The sequence below is a fragment of the Streptomyces sp. NPDC090499 genome (assembly GCF_044769305.1).
Taxonomy (GTDB): domain Bacteria; phylum Actinomycetota; class Actinomycetes; order Streptomycetales; family Streptomycetaceae; genus Streptomyces.
In genome coordinates, this window is record NZ_JBIVXP010000001.1 from 1,097,658 (window position 1) to 1,115,693 (window position 18,036).

At 63.2% G+C, this 18,036-nt stretch carries 8 protein-coding genes; all 8 read left to right on the forward strand.

Going from position 1 to position 18,036, the window contains the following annotated elements; translation table 11 throughout:
• Nucleotides 1-386 precede the first annotated feature (386 nt).
• The 8 genes from dpdE to dpdD are packed head-to-tail and all read left to right on the forward strand — an operon-like array spanning nt 387 to nt 18,014.
• Nucleotides 387-3,668, forward strand: coding sequence for a protein DpdE (gene dpdE / locus ACIQVL_RS05125; protein WP_403474430.1), 3,282 nt, complete (start codon nt 387-389; stop codon nt 3,666-3,668).
• A complete protein-coding gene (dpdF, locus tag ACIQVL_RS05130; protein ID WP_403474431.1) occupies nt 3,658-6,255 on the forward strand; it encodes a protein DpdF in 2,598 nt (865 codons plus the stop codon). The genes dpdE and dpdF overlap by 11 nt, the downstream gene beginning before the upstream one ends.
• Nucleotides 6,255-7,187: a protein DpdG gene (gene dpdG, locus ACIQVL_RS05135; protein ID WP_403474432.1), complete on the forward strand. Its 933-nt coding sequence runs from the start codon at nt 6,255-6,257 to the stop codon at nt 7,185-7,187. The genes dpdF and dpdG overlap by 1 nt, the downstream gene beginning before the upstream one ends.
• Nucleotides 7,180-10,281 carry a protein DpdH gene (gene dpdH, locus ACIQVL_RS05140; RefSeq protein WP_403474433.1) on the forward strand — a complete coding sequence of 1,034 codons (3,102 nt, stop codon included), beginning with the start codon at nt 7,180-7,182 and terminating at the stop codon, nt 10,279-10,281. Before dpdG ends, dpdH begins: the two co-directional genes overlap by 8 nt.
• Nucleotides 10,278-10,964, forward strand: a complete 687-nt coding sequence (locus tag ACIQVL_RS05145) for a hypothetical protein (RefSeq protein WP_403474434.1) — start codon at nt 10,278-10,280, stop codon at nt 10,962-10,964. The genes dpdH and ACIQVL_RS05145 overlap by 4 nt, the downstream gene beginning before the upstream one ends.
• Nucleotides 10,961-15,460 (forward strand): protein DpdJ, encoded by a 4,500-nt coding sequence (gene dpdJ / locus ACIQVL_RS05150; protein WP_403474435.1) that lies wholly within the window; start codon nt 10,961-10,963, stop codon nt 15,458-15,460. Before ACIQVL_RS05145 ends, dpdJ begins: the two co-directional genes overlap by 4 nt.
• Nucleotides 15,457-15,975 (forward strand): phospholipase D-like domain-containing protein DpdK, encoded by a 519-nt coding sequence (gene dpdK / locus ACIQVL_RS05155; RefSeq protein WP_403474436.1) that lies wholly within the window; start codon nt 15,457-15,459, stop codon nt 15,973-15,975. Before dpdJ ends, dpdK begins: the two co-directional genes overlap by 4 nt.
• On the forward strand, nt 15,972-18,014 hold the full coding sequence (gene dpdD / locus ACIQVL_RS05160) for a protein DpdD (protein WP_403474437.1): 2,043 nt from the start codon (nt 15,972-15,974) through the stop codon (nt 18,012-18,014). The genes dpdK and dpdD overlap by 4 nt, the downstream gene beginning before the upstream one ends.
• Nucleotides 18,015-18,036 lie beyond the last annotated feature (22 nt).

Here is an 18,036-nt window from a genome sequence, read left to right on the forward strand (position 1 = left end):
TATGCACGTTCAACCTCATGTCGCGGGCGGCACCTACACGCCGACGCCGCCTTGAACTGGCGCAGGTCACGCGGCCCGTTCCTCCCGGCAGCAAGATCGAAGCAGTGTGCGCCGCACGACTGCGCAGCTGAGCTTGCCTCGTGGAGGAAGGTTGCATTTCAGTCGTATTTTCTGGCCCGTTGCATCTCGCAAGACAGGCTCGATCATGTCTTTTGCGTAGATTGGCCCGCTATGTCGCATCGAGGTAAGGCCGTCAGGGGTGCACTCATTCTCTGTTTTCGAATGCGCATGCGATTTTCAGCAATAGTCTGTCGCCCGTGTTGTCAGTGGGGGCGCCTAAGCTCGTGTCAGTTGTTAAACGAGCAGGTGGGGGGGCGAGCAGAAGAATGTCTTCGGGCTTCGCGGTTGGGCACCTCGTCGAGTTCCAGGGCGGTCCTGGGATCGGGCGAGTGGGCGCGGTCACCGACGGCTTGCTGCGGGTGGACTTCTTCGAGTCCATGGCCGAGCCCAGGATTGAAACCCAGGCCGTCTCCGAGGCTGCCTGCCGACGCGTCCGGCTGAAACCCGAAACACGCGTATTTCGCCACAACTCCAGCACTGGCGAGTGGATGGCCGGCCGTGTAGTGCGCCACGACCACGAGGGCTATTTCGTTCGCTTCCCGAACTCCGACTACGACATGCCAGTCCCCGAGGCCGAGCTCCACGTGCGCTGGAACAGGCCAGTACGCGACCCCCTCCAGGTTCTGGTGTCCGGAGGCAACGAATCCGGTCACCTTTACAACGCGCGAATCCCGATGCTGCACGACCTGGTCGCCCAGCGTGCCGCCAGCGCCAGCACCCCCGCATTTCTCGCAGCTGCTGCCGAGATCTACCCGCACCAGGTCCGTGCCGCGCTTACCGTGCTGTCCGACCCGGTCCAGCGGTACCTCCTCGCCGACGAAGTCGGACTCGGCAAGACGATCCAGACCGGCTACGTGGTTCTGCAGACGCTGATCGACAACCCCCAGGCGCGCGTGGTCATCCTCACCCCCGACTCCCTACGCCGGCAGTGGGTAGCAGAGTTGCGCACGAAGTTCTTCACCGATGACTTCCCTCGCCGCGTCAAGATCGCCTCGCACGATTCCCCTGAGAAGTGGGAGCAGCACCGTGGCAGTGACCTCGTCGTAGTCGACGAGGCTCACCAGCTGGTGCAAGATCGAGACGACACGGACCCTACCTATCGGGCCCTCTGCGATCTCGTGCACTCCGCATCAAAGGTCCTACTGCTTTCCGCTACACCCGTGACCTCCAGCCACACCACACACCTGGGTCTCCTGCATCTCCTAGAGCCAAACGTGTACAAGTGGAGCGAGAGGGAGGCTTTCGAGGAGCGGTATAACCACCGTGCGGAGTTGGCCAGTCACGTCCTGAGCCTCGACGCGGAGTTCTACCAACTGTTGCCGTCCACGGTTGACATCGTCAGAGCGGCGCTGCCCCAAGAGGACAGCAGGTTCGCGGCTCTTGCCGACCAAGTACTCAGCCTCCTCGACGCCGAGGGAAACCTCCGCGACGAGAACGGGATGCAGGAACTCTCGGCGCGCGTCGCTGAACTTCGTGCGCACATCAGCGAGACGTACCGGCTGCACCGCCGTGTCATCAGGCACCGCAGATCGCACGTGCTGAAGCAGAACGATGACTCGTCGGCCGTGCAGTACGAAGTACGCGGCCGCGCCAGGCCGAAGATACTGACTTCGAACTCGTACACCCCAACAGCGGACAGCCTCCTGGAATGGCAAACGCAGTTGTGGGGGCATCTCCTTGACGACGAACGTGTGAGCGAGCGCGGCGAGTACGCCCTCGCCCTAGCAGTGCTGGCCTCCCGCCTTGGCGGCATATCCGCTGACTACCTGGATGCGCTGCGATGGCGGGTCCGTGGTGACGAGGACGCGGCAGGGCGCGCCGGTCTGAGCGCCCGCGAGCGCGGCCACCTTTCGAGCCCCCGAGTGGCACCTCACGAGGTCAAAATCCTGGAAGACCTTGAGTCGCAGATCGCTGACGAGCATCACGCAAGTGAAGTCGACGACCTCATTGAGGCCCTGCTGCCGGCCTTGCGTAAGCGCACACACATCATCGTCTTCTGTGGCCCAGGCGCACTCGCTTCAACGCTGACCCAGCGTCTTCGCACGCGCTTCCCCCAGGTCGGTCTCTTCGAGCACACACACAACTCGGGTCCCGATGCCTCCGAAGTCGCGATCACTGCGTGGCGGAAGCACACCTCAACGGCTGCGGTTCTCATTGCGGACGACTCTGCTGAGGACGGGCTGAATCTTCAGACTGCCCAGGTTGTCATCCACGTGCGGCTCCCCTGGTCGCCCAATCAGCTCGAGCAGCGGCTCGGCCGCACTGATCGCTACGTCGAGTCTCGGCAGCAGCGCAGCAAGCCAACACAGTTCGTGCTCACAGACGCCGAATCGCACACCGAGGCCTGGCTGTCGCTGCTCATCGAGGGATACGGCATTTTTGATGGGTCGGTGTCCACGCTCCAAGACGCCATCGCGCTGAGCCAGGCCAATGTCTGGGCGGAAGCACTCGAGCACGGGCCGGAGGGGCTGACTGGCTTCACTGAGAGTGTCCGGGAGGTACTCCAGAACGCTCGCGATGAGATCGACATGATGGACACCCTTGAGGGGATCTTCGACACATCACCCGACGACATCGACTTCGCCGAAAAGCTCGCAACGTTCGAGGTCGGCTGGGAATCCACACGCGAGGCCATGCTCGGCTATACCGGTCGGAATGGTTCCGACGGGGTGAAGCTCCACCACGTCGAGCGCAAGATCAACGACTGTCTGTGTGAGGTCTTCAATCTCAAGTCCCGCACCCTCATCTCACCTCACCTCTACGACGGCAAGAACCTGACAGAAGACACAGCCAAGGGCACCTTCAGCCGTTCAGCAGCACTCAAGGCCCCCGGCACGCGTCTCTTCCGTATCGGGAACCCACTCGTCGACACACTCGCAAATGTGGTCTGGTACGACGACCGCGGCCAGGCCACAGCGTTCTGGCGTGCGGATGTCAGTCACCGAGGGGAGCCGGAGCCGTATTTCGGCTTCGACTACCTCGTCGAAGCCGACATCTCCCCGGCGCTCGAACTCGCGACGCAGTACGTGAAGAACCCCAAGGATGCGCGAGTGGCATTGAGGCGCCAAGCGGAGCAGTTGCTTCCTCCCTTCACACTGAAAGTGTGGGTGCCGGCCGGAGCAAGCGAGGCCCTGACTGACGAAGCCACACAGGCCCTCGGGCTGGCCGTCCCCTACGGCGCATCGGACCACAACTACAACTCGGGAAACATTCACGAGTTGCTGGAGCTCTTCGACGGACGGCCCGGCTACGAATCAGCAGCACGATCCGCAGAAGCTGTCTCCCGAGCAGAGCTCAAGCGCGTGAAGCACCTGGCCGACAAGTGCGAGCGCGCCCAACGCCGGGGACGAGAGCGCCTCGCGGTCGCCAGAGCACAGGCTGATGCCCGGCAGGCGGCTGGTCGGCTCCTGGGGGACGCCGAGAGCTACCTGCGCGATGTCGCCATCACCGACGCTCTGGTGCAGGGGCTCACCGACCCGACGATCCAGCTCGTGTCAGCAACGTGCATCGTCAAGACGGGGTTCAGGAGGATCCGTCGTGGCGACTGACAGTTGGACTGGAGCCAAGGCGCTCTTCGATCACCTGTCGAAGCGTCAAGGTCAGCAGTTCCCGGAATTTCCAGGAGCGAAGGGGACGCTGCGCAGGCTCCGAGATGCTCTGGTCAGTGGATCCAGCGGATGGCGAGACATCGCTTCACTGACCCGGCAGATCCTGCTCGAGGCCCAAGCGCGAGAAAACACATCGGGTTTCACGGTTCCACTCCTCCCTCAACTGCCCACTCGTGACCAGTGGGAGGAGATGCGGTGTCAGACCGCGCTTCGCGATGGCGGCTCAAACGTGTGGGTCACTGCGCTGCCGTGGCATCCACGCGTCTCTGACGACGCATCCCGCACTGCAGCCGAAGAGGATCTTCGCCAGGTATACCTCGGCGAGGACTCGCCACACCGGCGGAAATTGGAGTCGTATCCCGCCGACCCGTTCTTCACGGCGGCGCTGGGTGATGATCACGGTCTATACGTGTCAACCGGCCAACGCCAAGCCGCCAGGGCAATCGCGCTTGCCGAACCGGGGAGCACCACGATCATCTGCTTGCCTACCGGGCACGGAAAGACCGCAGTAGCGATCGCCCCTGCGCTGCTGGCGAGTGCGAGCAGCGGTGTATCCGTGATCGTCGTGCCTACGAGCGTACTCGCAGCGGATCTTGAACGGCGTGCGTTCGAGATCCTTGACCTGTACGGACACCACAGCCCCACTCGCCGGTATGCGTACACCAGTGGGCTACCCGAAGAAGATCGACAGCAGATGCGTGACGACATCGCTGCGGGTCGACAGCGGCTGCTGTTCACTTCCCCCGAAGCTCTTATGCAGAGCTTGAAGGTGCCCCTGGAGGATGCCGCCGAGGCCGGACTGCTCAACTACTTCGTCATCGACGAGGCCCACCTCGTCGAGCAATGGGGTAACAGCTTCCGGACCGAGTTCCAGAGAATGTCGAGCCACCGCCGGACTTGGTTGAGCAAAGCCCCGGAGGGCCGGCAGCCAGTCACAGTTGCGATGAGCGCGACACTGACTGGGCAGCAGGTAGAAACGCTCGACACTCTGTTTGCCTCGCCGCAGCGGGCGAGGGTCGTTTGGGCTTCCCAGCTCCGTCACGAGCCGAGCTACTACGTCGACACCTTCCAAAGCGAAGCCGACCGGGAGGCCGCAGTTCTCGACGCCGTCTCCTACTTGCCGAAGCCGATGATCCTCTACACAACCAAGGTTGCGCATGCACAGGAGTGGGCGGACCGTCTTCGCGACCTTGGGCTTCGCCGAGTAGCTAGCGTGACCGGTGACTCCACCGATGCCGGACGTCGCGACGCTTTGGAAGGGTGGAGCGGCAGGACCACTGAAGGCGACACACAGACGCGCTACGACGTCGTGGTTGGTACTTCTGCCTTCGGCCTGGGCGTCGACCTTGATGACGTCAAGACGGTCGTGCACGCCTGCCTGCCGGAAACGGTGGACCGCTACTACCAAGAAGTTGGCCGGGCGGGCCGCAACGGAAGCCCCTCACTCGCGTATCTGGCCGCCACGCGCAAAGACGAAGGTATCGCCTCCAAGATGAGCGACGAGGCTGTCATCGGCGCCCTGCGGGCATGGCAGCGGTGGGAGGCAATGTTTCACAGCCGGGTCACCACCCAAGATCGTCACCGAGTGAGCCTGGATTCTTACCCTCCTGACATGAACGAGGGTTTCCAGCGGAACCGGCAATGGAACATTCGTATCCTAAACCTCATGGTGCGATCCGGGATGGTGGCCATCCACCCGCCACAGGCACCCTCAAAGGAGGTAGGTGAGTCAGACGTCTCATGGAAAGCTCGACTCGACCAGTTCTACGCGACGGCGGACGGCTACGCGGATGTAGAACTTCTCGACTCCGATGCCAGGAACAGCGAGAGCTTCCGGTCTCGCTTTGACGCCGAGCGCGGAAAACTGCTGCAAGGGCGCAGCTCGGCACTGCGTGAACTGAGAGCAGCTCTGCGGGGCAATCAGTGCATCGGGGATGTGCTCGGAGCGTATTACCGCATCCCGGATGGCGAGGGCTATCGGCGCACCGATATCACCTGCCGCGGCTGTCCTCACTGCAGGGCCACGGCCGAGCGGCTGTCCACGGGCTTCTACCGACTGGCTGGAGAGCCACGCCCTCCCCTACCCGCCCCACAGAGTCAAGGGCACCTTCCTCTGATGCGGTACTTCGGGGACCAGCGTTGCCTGAGCCTCTGGTGGCAAGACCCGGGCGACCATGCGTTCATTGCACGACTGGTGGAAAGCCTCGTCCGCCGCGGGATTCCCGTGGTCGGTGGGCCGGGCATGGATGCTCGCTTGAAGGGCCAACTACAGACGACAGCCCGCACTCGCACGGTGATCGTCGACGATGACGGCGCACTCCTGTCGGACTGGCATGGTCCGGTCATTTGGGTTGCGGAGTCGAGTGCCGTTGTTCCGGGGCCAGAGGTTGCCAGACGCTTCGGCTGGGACGCACCGACATACCTGATCCACCCCTGGGCGATGCAGCACCCGGAACGCGGAGGCACGCCACTCGTCGCAGTCCACGCGGCGAACCTATCGATCCGCCGTGCCTTGGAGGAACTCTGATGACTCTCCTGAACGTAGACGCAGCGATTCCGTCTCAGACATGGGCTCTGGTGCGTCTCCTCGCCTACTTGGGAAAGAGCATCCCCCTGGACGAGGCGCGCGCGCTGGCCAGTCCCCCCTCCTTGCGCTCAGAGGAAACGTCGACGAAGCAGCCCTTCGACTGCGCCATCAGCTCCCTCCAGACCCTGGAGTTGGTGCACGTTGACGATGACAGGCAGGAACTGTCCCTCGCCGGCAAGACCAGGTTGCTCACCGACAGCGATGACTTGGAGACCTACACTCGTCTCCTGCGTCGCGCCGTCCTCGAAGCCGACTTCAACACGGGACTGGGAGAGAGTAACGACGCAACTGGCCCCCGAGATCTGACTCGCGCTCTTGCCTGGCTCCTTGTTCACGACCCAATGGAGCAGCCGATTCACTGGGTCACCGCTCAGCGGCTCCTAGACGAGAGAGATGGGAAGGACCACAAGCTGCTGAAGGCCGAGGTCCATCCCATCTTCGCAAACGACACTCGGTGGTCCCGTTTTGGTTACTGGGCAACGGCCCTCGGACTCGCCGCTGCCCCCGTCCTCCGAACCGACGGCCGCACCCCGTTGGTCGCGGACTGCACCCCGGCCGTAAAGCAGACGGTGGCCGAGTCGTGGCACTCGGGACAGCGCGTCAGTGCTGTTGAAGCACTACAGGTTCTACGGGAGAACCTGCCAGTACTGCCCGGTGGCGCACACTCGCTCGCGGTAGGCATCCCCAGCCCCGGCGACAACGTGGCCGGCCCTGCTCTCTCGTTTGCACTCCTACGTGGCCATGACGAGAAGTGGATTCGCCTGGAGCACGATGACGACGCCCGGCAGATCCTGCTCTTGCACGATCCTGAACGCCCCGCCAGTCCTCGCCCCGTCAGCGACATTATGATCCTGGAGCCCACCCATGGCTGACTTCCGCGGGATGCTCTGCTGGGACCCAGCAGTAGCAGCCTCCACCATTAACACTGAGGCGGTCAGCCCCTCACGGTCAGTCTTCTTGGCCACCCACGCACCGCTGCGGATCAAGCGTGCTCGGATCATGGACGGGAAAGAACTCGTCATCGAGGGCGACCCGATCGACGAGTGGGCAGTGCTCAAGGACTTCATGGCGCTCCGCGCAGACAGTGGAGCCCTCGTCGTACCAGTTGTCGGTGACTCCGGCTCAGGCAAGTCGCATCTCGTCCGCTGGATCCGCGAGCAACTGGCTGCCATGAAGGAAGGGGCAGACCAGAGAGAGGTCATCTACCTCGAGAAGTCCAAGACCAGCCTCAAGGCTGTCGTCAGCACGCTCATCGCCAAAGCGGAGAGCAGCGACCTAGCTCAACTCAAAGAGGATATCAATAAGTTTACCGAGGATATCGACGAAGACTCTCTGGCGCGACGCATCCTCAACGAACTGAGTGAAGCACTTGAGTCCACTCCCCCTAATGCAGAGTCGAATCCGATGGCGCGCATGCTCGTCGGCCCCGGCAAACTTGCTGCGGTACTACTCGACCCTCACGTCCGCGCGGAACTGCTGGCACCCGGCAAGTTCGTTCCTGAACTGGCTCACCAACTCATTCACAATCGCCAGGACGGCCAGGCAGACCGTCCAGAAGGCTTCAGCGTCAGCGATCTCCCACTCGATATTCGTGACATCCGATCCGCGTCAGGAATGGCGCAACGGCTGCTCGGCACTATCAGCACCCGTGGCGATCTTCAAGTCATCGCGGTAGAGCTTCTCAACAGGCACCTGGAAGCCGCCATCAAGGGCGCCGCCAATCTTGGAGCAGGACGGCTCCTCGATGCGATGACTCAAGTGCGAGAGGAGTACCACCGGCAGGGCAAGGAAATCGTCCTGCTCATCGAGGACTTCGCTCTCATCCAAGGCGTACAGGGAGACCTTCTCGACGCCGTAGTGGAAGCAGCAAACCGTGAGGGCAAGACAACTCTCGCACCCATCCGAACGCTCATGGCGGTGACAACGGGGTACTTTGGGAAGCTGGATGAGACGGCCGCTACCCGGATTCAGGCCGGCACTGGCTTCGTCTACCACCTGGACGTTCCTTTCAGCCCAGAGGACACAGGACGTGCAGATATCGCCTCGTTCGTTGCCCGCTACCTCAATGCAGGGCGTGTAGGGCGCGAAGCCCTGGAGCGTGCGAGCGATGGCGATACTCCTAACGCATGCTTGAGTTGCTCTTTGCGAACTGAGTGTCATGAGGTGTTCGGAGCCACCTCAGACGAATACGGCCTGTACCCGTTCAACGAGTCAGCTCTAGTGAGAGCTGTTCATGGAACGGCGGACAAGAACAAGCCGTGGACCTTCAACCCTCGTGTCGTGCTGGGAAGCGTCGTGCGGCCGGTCCTCGTTGAACACGCTACGGCCATACAGCAGGGCGAGTTCCCTGACCCCATGTTCCGGGAGCGGTTCCGGCCCACCAAGCTGGACACATGGCTCAGCCGCGACGTGCTCGGTGTGGTAGCGGACAATGATCATGACCCCGCCTCTGCCGAGCGTCGGAAACTCGTCCTTGAGTTTTGGGGAGATGCTCCTGATGACGCCAACGACATCGACTCCACGATCTTGGAGGCATTCTCCCTAGAGCCACTGAGCGGTGGAGGAGGGCACGGCCACCCACCTGCTCCTACATCCGTGCCGAAACAGCCGGGCACCCAGGAGTCACAGCCCAAGGCGGGAGTAGGCAGCAAACGCGACGAACTCCCTGGGGAACTCCAGCGAGGTCTGGAGACGGTGGATGAGTGGCTCACCCGCGAGGGCGGACTGGATACGGCCACTGCAAACAGAATTCGGGGCGTGGTCTCAGCCGCGGTCATGCAGCGGTATCAATGGAACTCCCCTCTCATGCGGGAGGTCGGAACCACCGAACTGCGAAGAGCAGCCTGGCCGAACAAGGCAACCATCGTGTCCATCGAGGGCGCGAAGGAAAACTTGCCAGGAGTTGAGAATGCTCCCATCACGTTTTCTCGTCTCCCGAGGGACAGTTGGTTCTTCGACAGCCTGCTGAGGGCGGAGCGGAACCTCCCGGCGCGAGCCGAGGACATCCGACGGCTCGCGTACCTGGCCGAGAGGCACGGCCGAGATCTCACTGTACGGCTACAGCGGCACATGGAGATCACGGACGATCACCTCGTCGCGGGATTCCGGGCATCACTCCTTGGTGCGGCGCTGGCTGGCCAAGCATGGCCCGGAATGCCTGCTTCGCAACTAATGTCGGCTGCGCTCGACGACGGACAGGAATGGCACCGGGGAGACAGCGCCATCCGCGCAGCGAAATGGATGGACGTGCTCCAGGGGCACCTCAGAACTCGTCCCGAACTTGTGAAGCAACTCCGTGGCGCCGTCGGGATCGCCCAGGGCATCGGTGCCGTAAACATGGTTGATGCTGCACGTGCCCTTCCGCTGATCGACAGAGCAACCTCTTCGTGGAGTTGGGAGGTCGAGACGCTCGACATCCCGAAATGGGTGAGGCCTGCCGTCACCGGGTTCGCGTCTTTGGTGTCCCTCTTTGAGAACCAGCTCACAGATCACCACGAGTTGCTCAGCTCGATCCGAAGCCGACAGCCGCGCGGCACGACCGGCGCGCAGACCATGGCAGCGGTCCGCGACGTGCTCGGTGCCGCACGAGAAGTGGGACTGCCTCTGACAGCCGAACAGTCCCGGCGATTCGATGTTCTGCTTCAGCGTGCCCAGGACGCCGACTGGAAGGCCGTTTCTGCGCTCGAAGACGACTTGGCCAAGGCAGACGATGAAGGCCGCGATTCCTCAGCCCAGCAGCACGCTCGCGTGGTGGCTGCTGTGAAGGACCGTGGAAATTCGCTCGTCCTGATTCAGCAACTACTCGTCGCGGCCGACGAGTGGCTGGATGCGGCGCTTGCCAGCGCCGAGTCACGGTCAAGTGGCTCAGCAAGTGACAGCGCCGCGGAAGACGTGGGGCAGATCTGTGTGGAGTGGCAGGCGCTCACGGCTACTCCCTTCGCCGAAGATGACGGGGAGGACTCGTGACCGACTTGTCGGTGTATGACAAGGCCGTGCAGCTACAGAACCGTGCACGCCAAATCGCTGTCGGCGCAGTTGGGGAGAAGGAGGCCACGCGGGTCATCACCCGCACGAAGGAACTCCGTGTGGCTCTTGCCGAACTGAGAACGCAGGTTGAGTTGAACCGCACCTTGGCTCTGCTTGGGGCCGCGGACAGAGCTGACCTGTCGGGTGTTGATTCCGCACGCAGCGCGTTCGAGCGCAAAGCTCTCAATGGTTTGCCTAGCGACACAGTCTTCAATACGGCCAGGAAGAAGGTCCAGGAGGCTGCGGCCAAGTTCAAAAGCAACAACGGTGAGGCCTGGGTCGCCTGGGCCACAGCACAACTCGCTGCTCTTCCTCTGGCCCGGATTCCGATGCTCTCGAGCGGCGAACGCGAGGGAGCGCGCAACCGGGAGAAGGAACTCCGCCAGGCGGTGACGCCCAAGAACCTGTCAACTTCAGACGTCACCCTCTTCACCAGCACGTTCGCCCTGCTCTCGGAGTCCCTGCGCGACAAGAGCGACCCCCCCAACGAGCTACTGGACCTGTTGGCACTGCTGGAGAAGCGCCCCAGCCCCACTTTGCGCGACCTCTCAGACGCCGACATCGCACTGCTGCGTCAGTTTGAAATGGATCTTCACATCACCCTGCAGAGGACCGGAGCGTGACAGACCAACTCGATATCCGCTTCGCGAACGAACTCCTGAACCGGCTGGAGGATCACGAACTGCCCTTGTTGTCGTGGGGAGTCACGGAGACCGCTCTCTCCGAGAGCGAGGTCATCGAGACTATCGACGATCTCTTGAACAGCCACGAGGCAGCGCCTCAGGCGATGTCTGCTCAGGGTGTGCTGGAGGAGTTCCTGCTCCGAGCCCTGCTGTTCGAGGTCCCCGTCCCAGTAACGTCGCCACCGCGGTACCGAACCCGCTTGGCGGAGTCGTTGAGGCTCTCATCTGGCCTGCGGCAGCTCTTCGCGCGGGGTGGCTGGGCTCATGAGGAGCAGCCTGGGTGGTGGCGGCAGCAGCGCCGGCTCGTCGCCGACTACCGCCTGCATGTGGCACCGCGCCGCTATCCCCGTCGAGACATCCCGGCAGCAGAGGCCATGCAGGAGCTTGAGCGCCTTCCACACTGGGGTGAGGTGCAGCGAAATGTAGCGGAAGCCCAACTACGGGGACGTGAACTGGCACGCTTCCAGTTGGACGCCACTCGGTCTGTTTTCGCCTCACTCAGTTCCGAGCGATCCAGGGGGATCATCGTCGGTGCTGGCACAGGCAGCGGGAAGACGCTCGCGTTCTATCTGCCGGCTTTCGCTGCCATGGCTGAGCAGGCTCATGGGGCAGCACAGCGTGTACACACGCTGGCGCTCTACCCACGCAAGGAACTCCTGCGCGACCAGCTTCGGGAGTCGATCCGAACGGTTAACGCAGTCGAGCAGGCTCTACGCACGAGCAAGCGGCGAACCATCCGTGTGGGCGCACTGTACGGGGACACTCCGTGGCACACCCAGGACAGGCGCCTGGAGGCGAACTCAGGGCTCGACAATGCATGGAAGCGCACTCCTCGGGGCGTCGTGTGCCCGTACTTGCCCTGCCCCGAGCCCGACTGCGGTACCGGGGAACTTGAGTGGAAGGACGAGGACCGCCAGAGGAAGCGCGAGACGCTGACCTGCACTAAGTGCGGCTACACGCTGGCCGAGGGGCGGGTTGCGCTCACTCGCGAGTCACTCAAGAAGAACCCCCCAGATCTGCTCTTCACGACCACAGAGATGCTGAACCGCTGCAGTGGTGACGCTTCCCTGGAACGTCTACTCGGCTGGCGGGGCAGCAGCACAGCCCCGTCACTCGTCCTACTCGACGAGGTGCATACCTACAGCGGTCTTCACGGTGCGCAGGTGGCACTACTGCTCCGCCGGTGGCGAGAGGCAGCACGGCGGCCAATAACGTTCGTTGGGCTGTCGGCTACCCTGCGAGACGCCGACAGATTCTTTGCACAGTTGGTTGGCCTACACCCGGGGGACGTCGACTCGATCGAACCCGCTGACGAGGCCATGAGGTCCGAGGGGCGGGAGTACGCAGTCGCGCTCCGCGGCGACCCCGTCTCCGGCGCGAGCCTGCTGTCCACGTCGATTCAGACGGCCATGCTCTACGGCCGCATACTCGATCTGGACAAGAAGCAGTATCTGTACGGCTCCACGGGCTTCCTGTTCACGGACGACCTCGACGTCACCAACCGCTTCTACAACGACCTGCGGGACGCGGAAGGCGGTCAAAATCGAACTGGCCGCCGAAATGGCGGAGGACGCGTACTAGCGGGTCTTCGCTCGTCCGAACGGAACGAACACGCTGCCCGGTACCTCGACGGACAGTCGTGGGACATCGTGGAGAAGATCGGGCACGACCTTGACCCGACCCTTCAACTCCATCACCTCCAGGTCGGCCGTACATCATCACAAGACGTTGGGGTCGACCACGATGCGAACCTGACGGTAGCCACCGCCTCCCTGGAAGTCGGCTTCAACGACCCACGTGTAGGCCTGGTCCTCCAACACAAAGCACCCCGCGACGCAGCAGCGTTCATTCAGCGCCGGGGCCGCGCAGGCCGAGAGCGCGGCACGAGGCCGATTACGGTCGTCACACTCTCGGACTACGGGCGGGACCGACTCGCCTACCAGGCATACGAAACTCTCTTCGCCCCGGAGGTACCTGCGCGCAGCCTCCCCATCGGTAACCGCTTCGTCCTGAAGATCCAAGCCACCCAAGCTCTCTTGGACTGGGCCAGCCGCAAGCTCCGTTCCCGAAACCAGTGGGCCGACCCCAGGAAGATCCTTCGAGCTCCCAGCGGCCATGTCGTGAAGGACGCCGACCGTCCAGGTCACGAAATGCTGACGTTGCTCCTGCAGGCCATCCTTGATGAGCCCGATCTCCAAGACGACCTTGCTCGGCACTTGATGCGGGCATTGCAGATCAGCGCCGATGAGGTCCAAGCACTGCTGTGGGAGCAGCCACGATCCCTGCTCCTGGCAGTCGTCCCCACCGCCCTGCGGCGGCTGCGTAGCGACTGGTCGTTTCAGCGCATCGACCCGGGCGCAAAGGAAGGCTCTCTGCTTCCCGAGTTCATCACCCGCTCACTCTTCGAGCCGCTGAACCTTCCCGAGGTCGAACTGCTCCTGCCCTTCAACGAAAGGGACACCCTGGAGCAGTTGCCCATCGCCAGGGCACTTCGTGAAGCCGTGCCCGGGCGCGTCAGCCGACGATTCGGGCACCGCCGCGACGAGCACCGCACGTGGCTGCCGGTAGGGCCCGCCGGCAGCAACACTCTGCCGCTGCCCCAGATCGTGCAGCACGCCGATCCTGAAGGAACATGGCACCCCACCGGGCACGACCCGCAGGGCCTTCAGGTCTTCCGGCCCACCCAATTGAAACTGCAGCAGCCGGACACAGAAATCTCTGACCGTTCTCAGGGCTTTCCCTTGTGGCGCACCGAGATCGTCGTGTCTGAGGAAGCACCACCGACCCAAGCGGACATCCCCAATCCATCTCGTTGGAGCGAGCGCGTCAGTAGCGTCAGCTTCGCGACTCACGCTGCCGGCAATCCCATCGAAATGCGGCGTATGACCATCGGTGCCGAATGCCAAGTCGCCTTTGAACGCGGAGGGAGCGAGACGCGCAAGGTCTACTACGAACTGCACGGCAAGCCGGCTGCCCTGGGCTTCAGGCTCGGCGTCGATGCCGTTCGAATCATGCTCCGTCCGCTGAACACCTCAGACCCAGTCATCCGGAAGTACCTGACATCTCCGGAATGGCGATCCCTCGCCTTCTCGTACTCCTTCGCCGAGGACCCCGTTCTCGATGATGTCGCGAACAAGTTCCAGCGCGCGTGGCTCAGTCAGGTCTATCTCACAGCCTTTGCCCTCGAAGGTCTGAAAGATGACTCACGCACCGTTGAAGAAGTGCGGACTTCACTCGCTAACGGCGCATGGTCGGGGGAACTGCCCCGCATCTTGAGCGTCCTATATCGCGACAACAGTGATCCGGACCAGATCGTCGACAATGTCCGGCTGATCGACGGGCTCACCGAACTGCTCCGGGACGGGCGAGTGCTTGCGGCGGTGGACCGGGCAGCGGAGCACCTCTTCGCGCCGGACGTCGCCACCCGAACTGAGGACTTGGCGCAGCGCGCATATCGCGACACGGTGGCCGCCGCCATTCTCGCCGCTGCACAGAGAGCTTGCCCGGACGCACAGGACGGCGACTTGATCGTCGACGTTCTACCCGGCGCTGCTGGCGAACCCACTGCCTTGTGGCTTAGCGAGACCTCAATCGGGGGCCTGGGCATCATCGAAAGTCTCGTCCGCTTCTACGGGGAAGACCCCCGCCGCTTCTGGTCGCTCGTCACCAGCGCAGTCGCGCCCAGTGACTACGAGTACGTTGACGCCACGCTCACCCGTCTGCTGCGTCACCTCGCTGAGGAACCCGGCGGAGATGCCGCCGAAGCCGTGCGCGCTTTGCGCGGATCCCAGGATGCCGAGACAGCGCAAGCCGCCCTGAACGACCTCCTTGCCGCCTGGGAACGGCTGGACGGCCGTCCCCGCCGCACAGCGGTCGCAGCGTTGTCGACCCGTCTCCTTCGCCCTGGCTCCGGCCCTGACACGGACGCACAGGTTCTCGCCATGGCGGATGCCTGGACGAAGTTGGAGGACAGGCTCGGAGTCGAAGTCGACGCGAACGTCATTGCCTTCGCCGTCGGCGACAAGCGACTGAACATCGGCGGGAGCAAGCAGTTGTCGGCTGACCAGGCCTTCAGCCTGCTCTGGCCGCGAGGACGGCAAGCCCGGACGCAGGACCTCCAGCACTACCAGCCCTATGCAGATGCCCCCTTGCTCGATCGGCTCCTCGTACGCCACGCGCACAGCGACCGCCTCCCCGAGGTCCTCGTCACTGCCAGCGACTGGACCACGGAGTACCAGAAAGCCATGGCCGACAGCGGTGCCGTGGAACTCACCTGCCCCGCTGACGAAGCACAGACACTGGCCGAGGCCCTCATCCGAGTGCCGGCGCTGACTGTGTACCGCGACGTGATGAAGGTCCACGGAGAGGTGCGTGGTTATGCCCGACACAGAGACGAACTGCGTGTGCGGGTCGAGTTGCGGGAGGCAACCCAGTGACTGTACTGACCAGAACGGTGCGCACCGGGGCTCGCACAGGCCTGAGTATCGACTCAATGCTTTCCGCCGCCTTGATGGCAGAGATGCTCAACCCCAGCAGTGACCTGTGGCTGGTCTCACCGTGGATCACAGATGTCCAAGTAATCGACAACAGTCACGGCACTTATGACGCCCTCTTCGGTGATGTGCCGCCCAGAGGATGGCGGCTGTCAGACGCACTTCTGCGCATCGCTGGAGCAGGGACCCGCGTCCATGTGGTCACTCGACCTGATCAACACAACGATCCGTTCCTGCGCCGGATCGAAGCTCCAAAACTGGATAATCTGTTCGTCCATCGCGACCCCGATGTTCACGAGAAGACGCTGTGTGGCCAGGACTGGATTCTCACCGGATCGATGAATTACACGGTGCGGGGCATGGCGAAGAATGATGAATTGGTCACCTACAACGTGGGCGGGCCGGATGCTGGCCAGGCACGGCTAGACCTGGCGCAGCGGTGGAGGAATAGCTCGTGACGCAGCCACGGGAAGAAACCCCAGATTCTATCGAGACGTTCTTGCACCGATTCTTCGGTGACGGAAACGCGGTCTGGCCTAACCTTGACCCGGCCTACCCCTACAAGGACAGGACTCTGCCGTTCGTTGAATCCCTTCGACGCGGCGATAACGCGCCCGTAGTCCTTCCGCGCCTGTACGCCGGCAGAGACCGCTTCGTCGTGTACGTCGTTGCGCGGGAACCCGGCGAACGCGCCAAGACGGCCGAGCTGATTCGGGCCTTTGCTGGCCCCACATACATCACGTACGACGAACGGGTAGGTATCCAGCCTGCCTGGCTGGACCCAGACGACCCCGTCGAGCAGGCCATCCGCGAGTTCGCTCATGGTCGCGCCACTTTCCGTCTGGAGACCGGGCGCACTCTTGAGCACCGCAGGAACCTGGCTGGGGCGCTGGAGTTGATGCAGAGGACCGAGGCCCGTCGGCCTCCCAGACTGTGGAAAATGGCCAAGCCAATCGGTCGTCTCCTTGCAGAGTTCGACGCGGCTCTCTCTGCAGGCGCTGAGGCAGCGTCCGAGGCGGTGCTCGATCAGCTCGCAGCGGCAGGCGGTGTAACCGCGGCTAACCTCGCGAATCTGCGGATTAAGCGGCTTGATCGGCTTGGCCGTGGCGAAGAGATCCTCCAACTGCCCGAACTCCCTGATGCTCTCCGGCAAGACCCTCCTCTCCCGGTGAAGGAGGCGGTCCTCAACGCCGTGTACCTGGGCATGGAAGGCCCCCTGGCTGAGGGCAATCTGCCGGATGCCCGGGCAAGCCTCGAGGAGAGGGGACGTTTCGTCCCCGGGCTCCTGGACACCGAAGCCGGCCCACTGGGGGTGCAGGCCATCACGGTGCTGCTGATGGCGGCCGGGGTTCTTGAAGATCTGCCCGCACTTCAGCGTCTGGTAACGAGTCTGGAAGGCGCAGGCCGCATTGGTGAACTGCCCTCACAGGTCTGGGAAGAAGCACAGCGCGTTCTTGGCATACCGGCTCAGGCTGAAGCGGACTCCGCGCCAGCGGAATCCGCTCCGCCTGCTACTGAGAAGACAGATGCTGAGCCAGAGGCATCTTCGGTCATCGACTCCTGGTCGTCCCTCCTCGGAGCACTGAGTATCAGCCCGGGCGAAGCCAAGTCTGCGCTTCTAGAGCGTAGTTGGACATCCTGGGCGTCGCCGGCAGCGCATGACTCTACTCTCGCTGAACTCCTGGACAGCCTCGAAGATCAAGCAGCGGAGGAGGCATGGCGCACAGTCGGTCCATTCATCGACGCAGTCGGCTACGACGCCCCGGCGAGCATGACCGCCCATGCCTTCATCCGGAATGCTGTCACCTTCGACCGGTTCGGCCCGGGGGACCTCGCTGCACTACAGGCGCTGACAGAGATCGCGCTCCGGGGCAATCCCTCAGAACAGGACTACCGAGACCTCCTCGACGAGATTGGGGCCTACCGCAATCGCTGGGTCTCACCCGAGCGGGCGGCAATCGCCCTGGACTTCGTCGACCGGTTGTTCCTGGCTGCGTGCCCGTCCCTTGAAGCCCGCCACACCCTTGCGTACGGGCTCTTGGAGCCGCTATGGCGGCATCAAGGTCGGCTGAACGAAGCCGACCTCGCCTTCGCGAAACGACTCTCGCGGGAACTCGAGGTCGACTTCCCATGGCAGGAGCGAGTGGGCTCTGACGGCGAGCAGGAGGCGCCGCTTGCCGCGCTGCCCTCGACGAATGTGCTGCTGTACTCCTTGGATGAGGCTGTCCTGGCACGTTGCGCGGAGGAGATCGGACGTCTCGCCCCTGCTGTGAACACGGCCATCGCATGCGATAAGGCCGGGAGTACTCAACTCCGCCACAAGGCAAGGACGGCCGACCTGATTGTTCTCGCGACTCGCTGTGCCAAGCACGCAGCAACCGGATTCATCACCCAGCACGCGAACACCAAGTACATCCACTACGCCGACGGAAGCGGATCAGCGTCCATGCTGCGAGCAGCGGTCAACGGCCTTCGCGCCGTAGCAGCAGGTTCTTGACTGAAGGGTGGCCACCCAGATC

What these genes read in the sequence shown, in the direction of transcription:
- dpdE (WP_403474430.1), top strand. Translation starts at nt 387, where the DNA reads ATGTCTTCGGGCTTCGCGGTTGGGCACCTCGTCGAGTTCCAGGGCGGT.
- dpdG (WP_403474432.1), top strand. Translation starts at nt 6,255, where the DNA reads ATGACTCTCCTGAACGTAGACGCAGCGATTCCGTCTCAGACATGGGCT.
- dpdH (WP_403474433.1), top strand. Translation starts at nt 7,180, where the DNA reads ATGGCTGACTTCCGCGGGATGCTCTGCTGGGACCCAGCAGTAGCAGCC.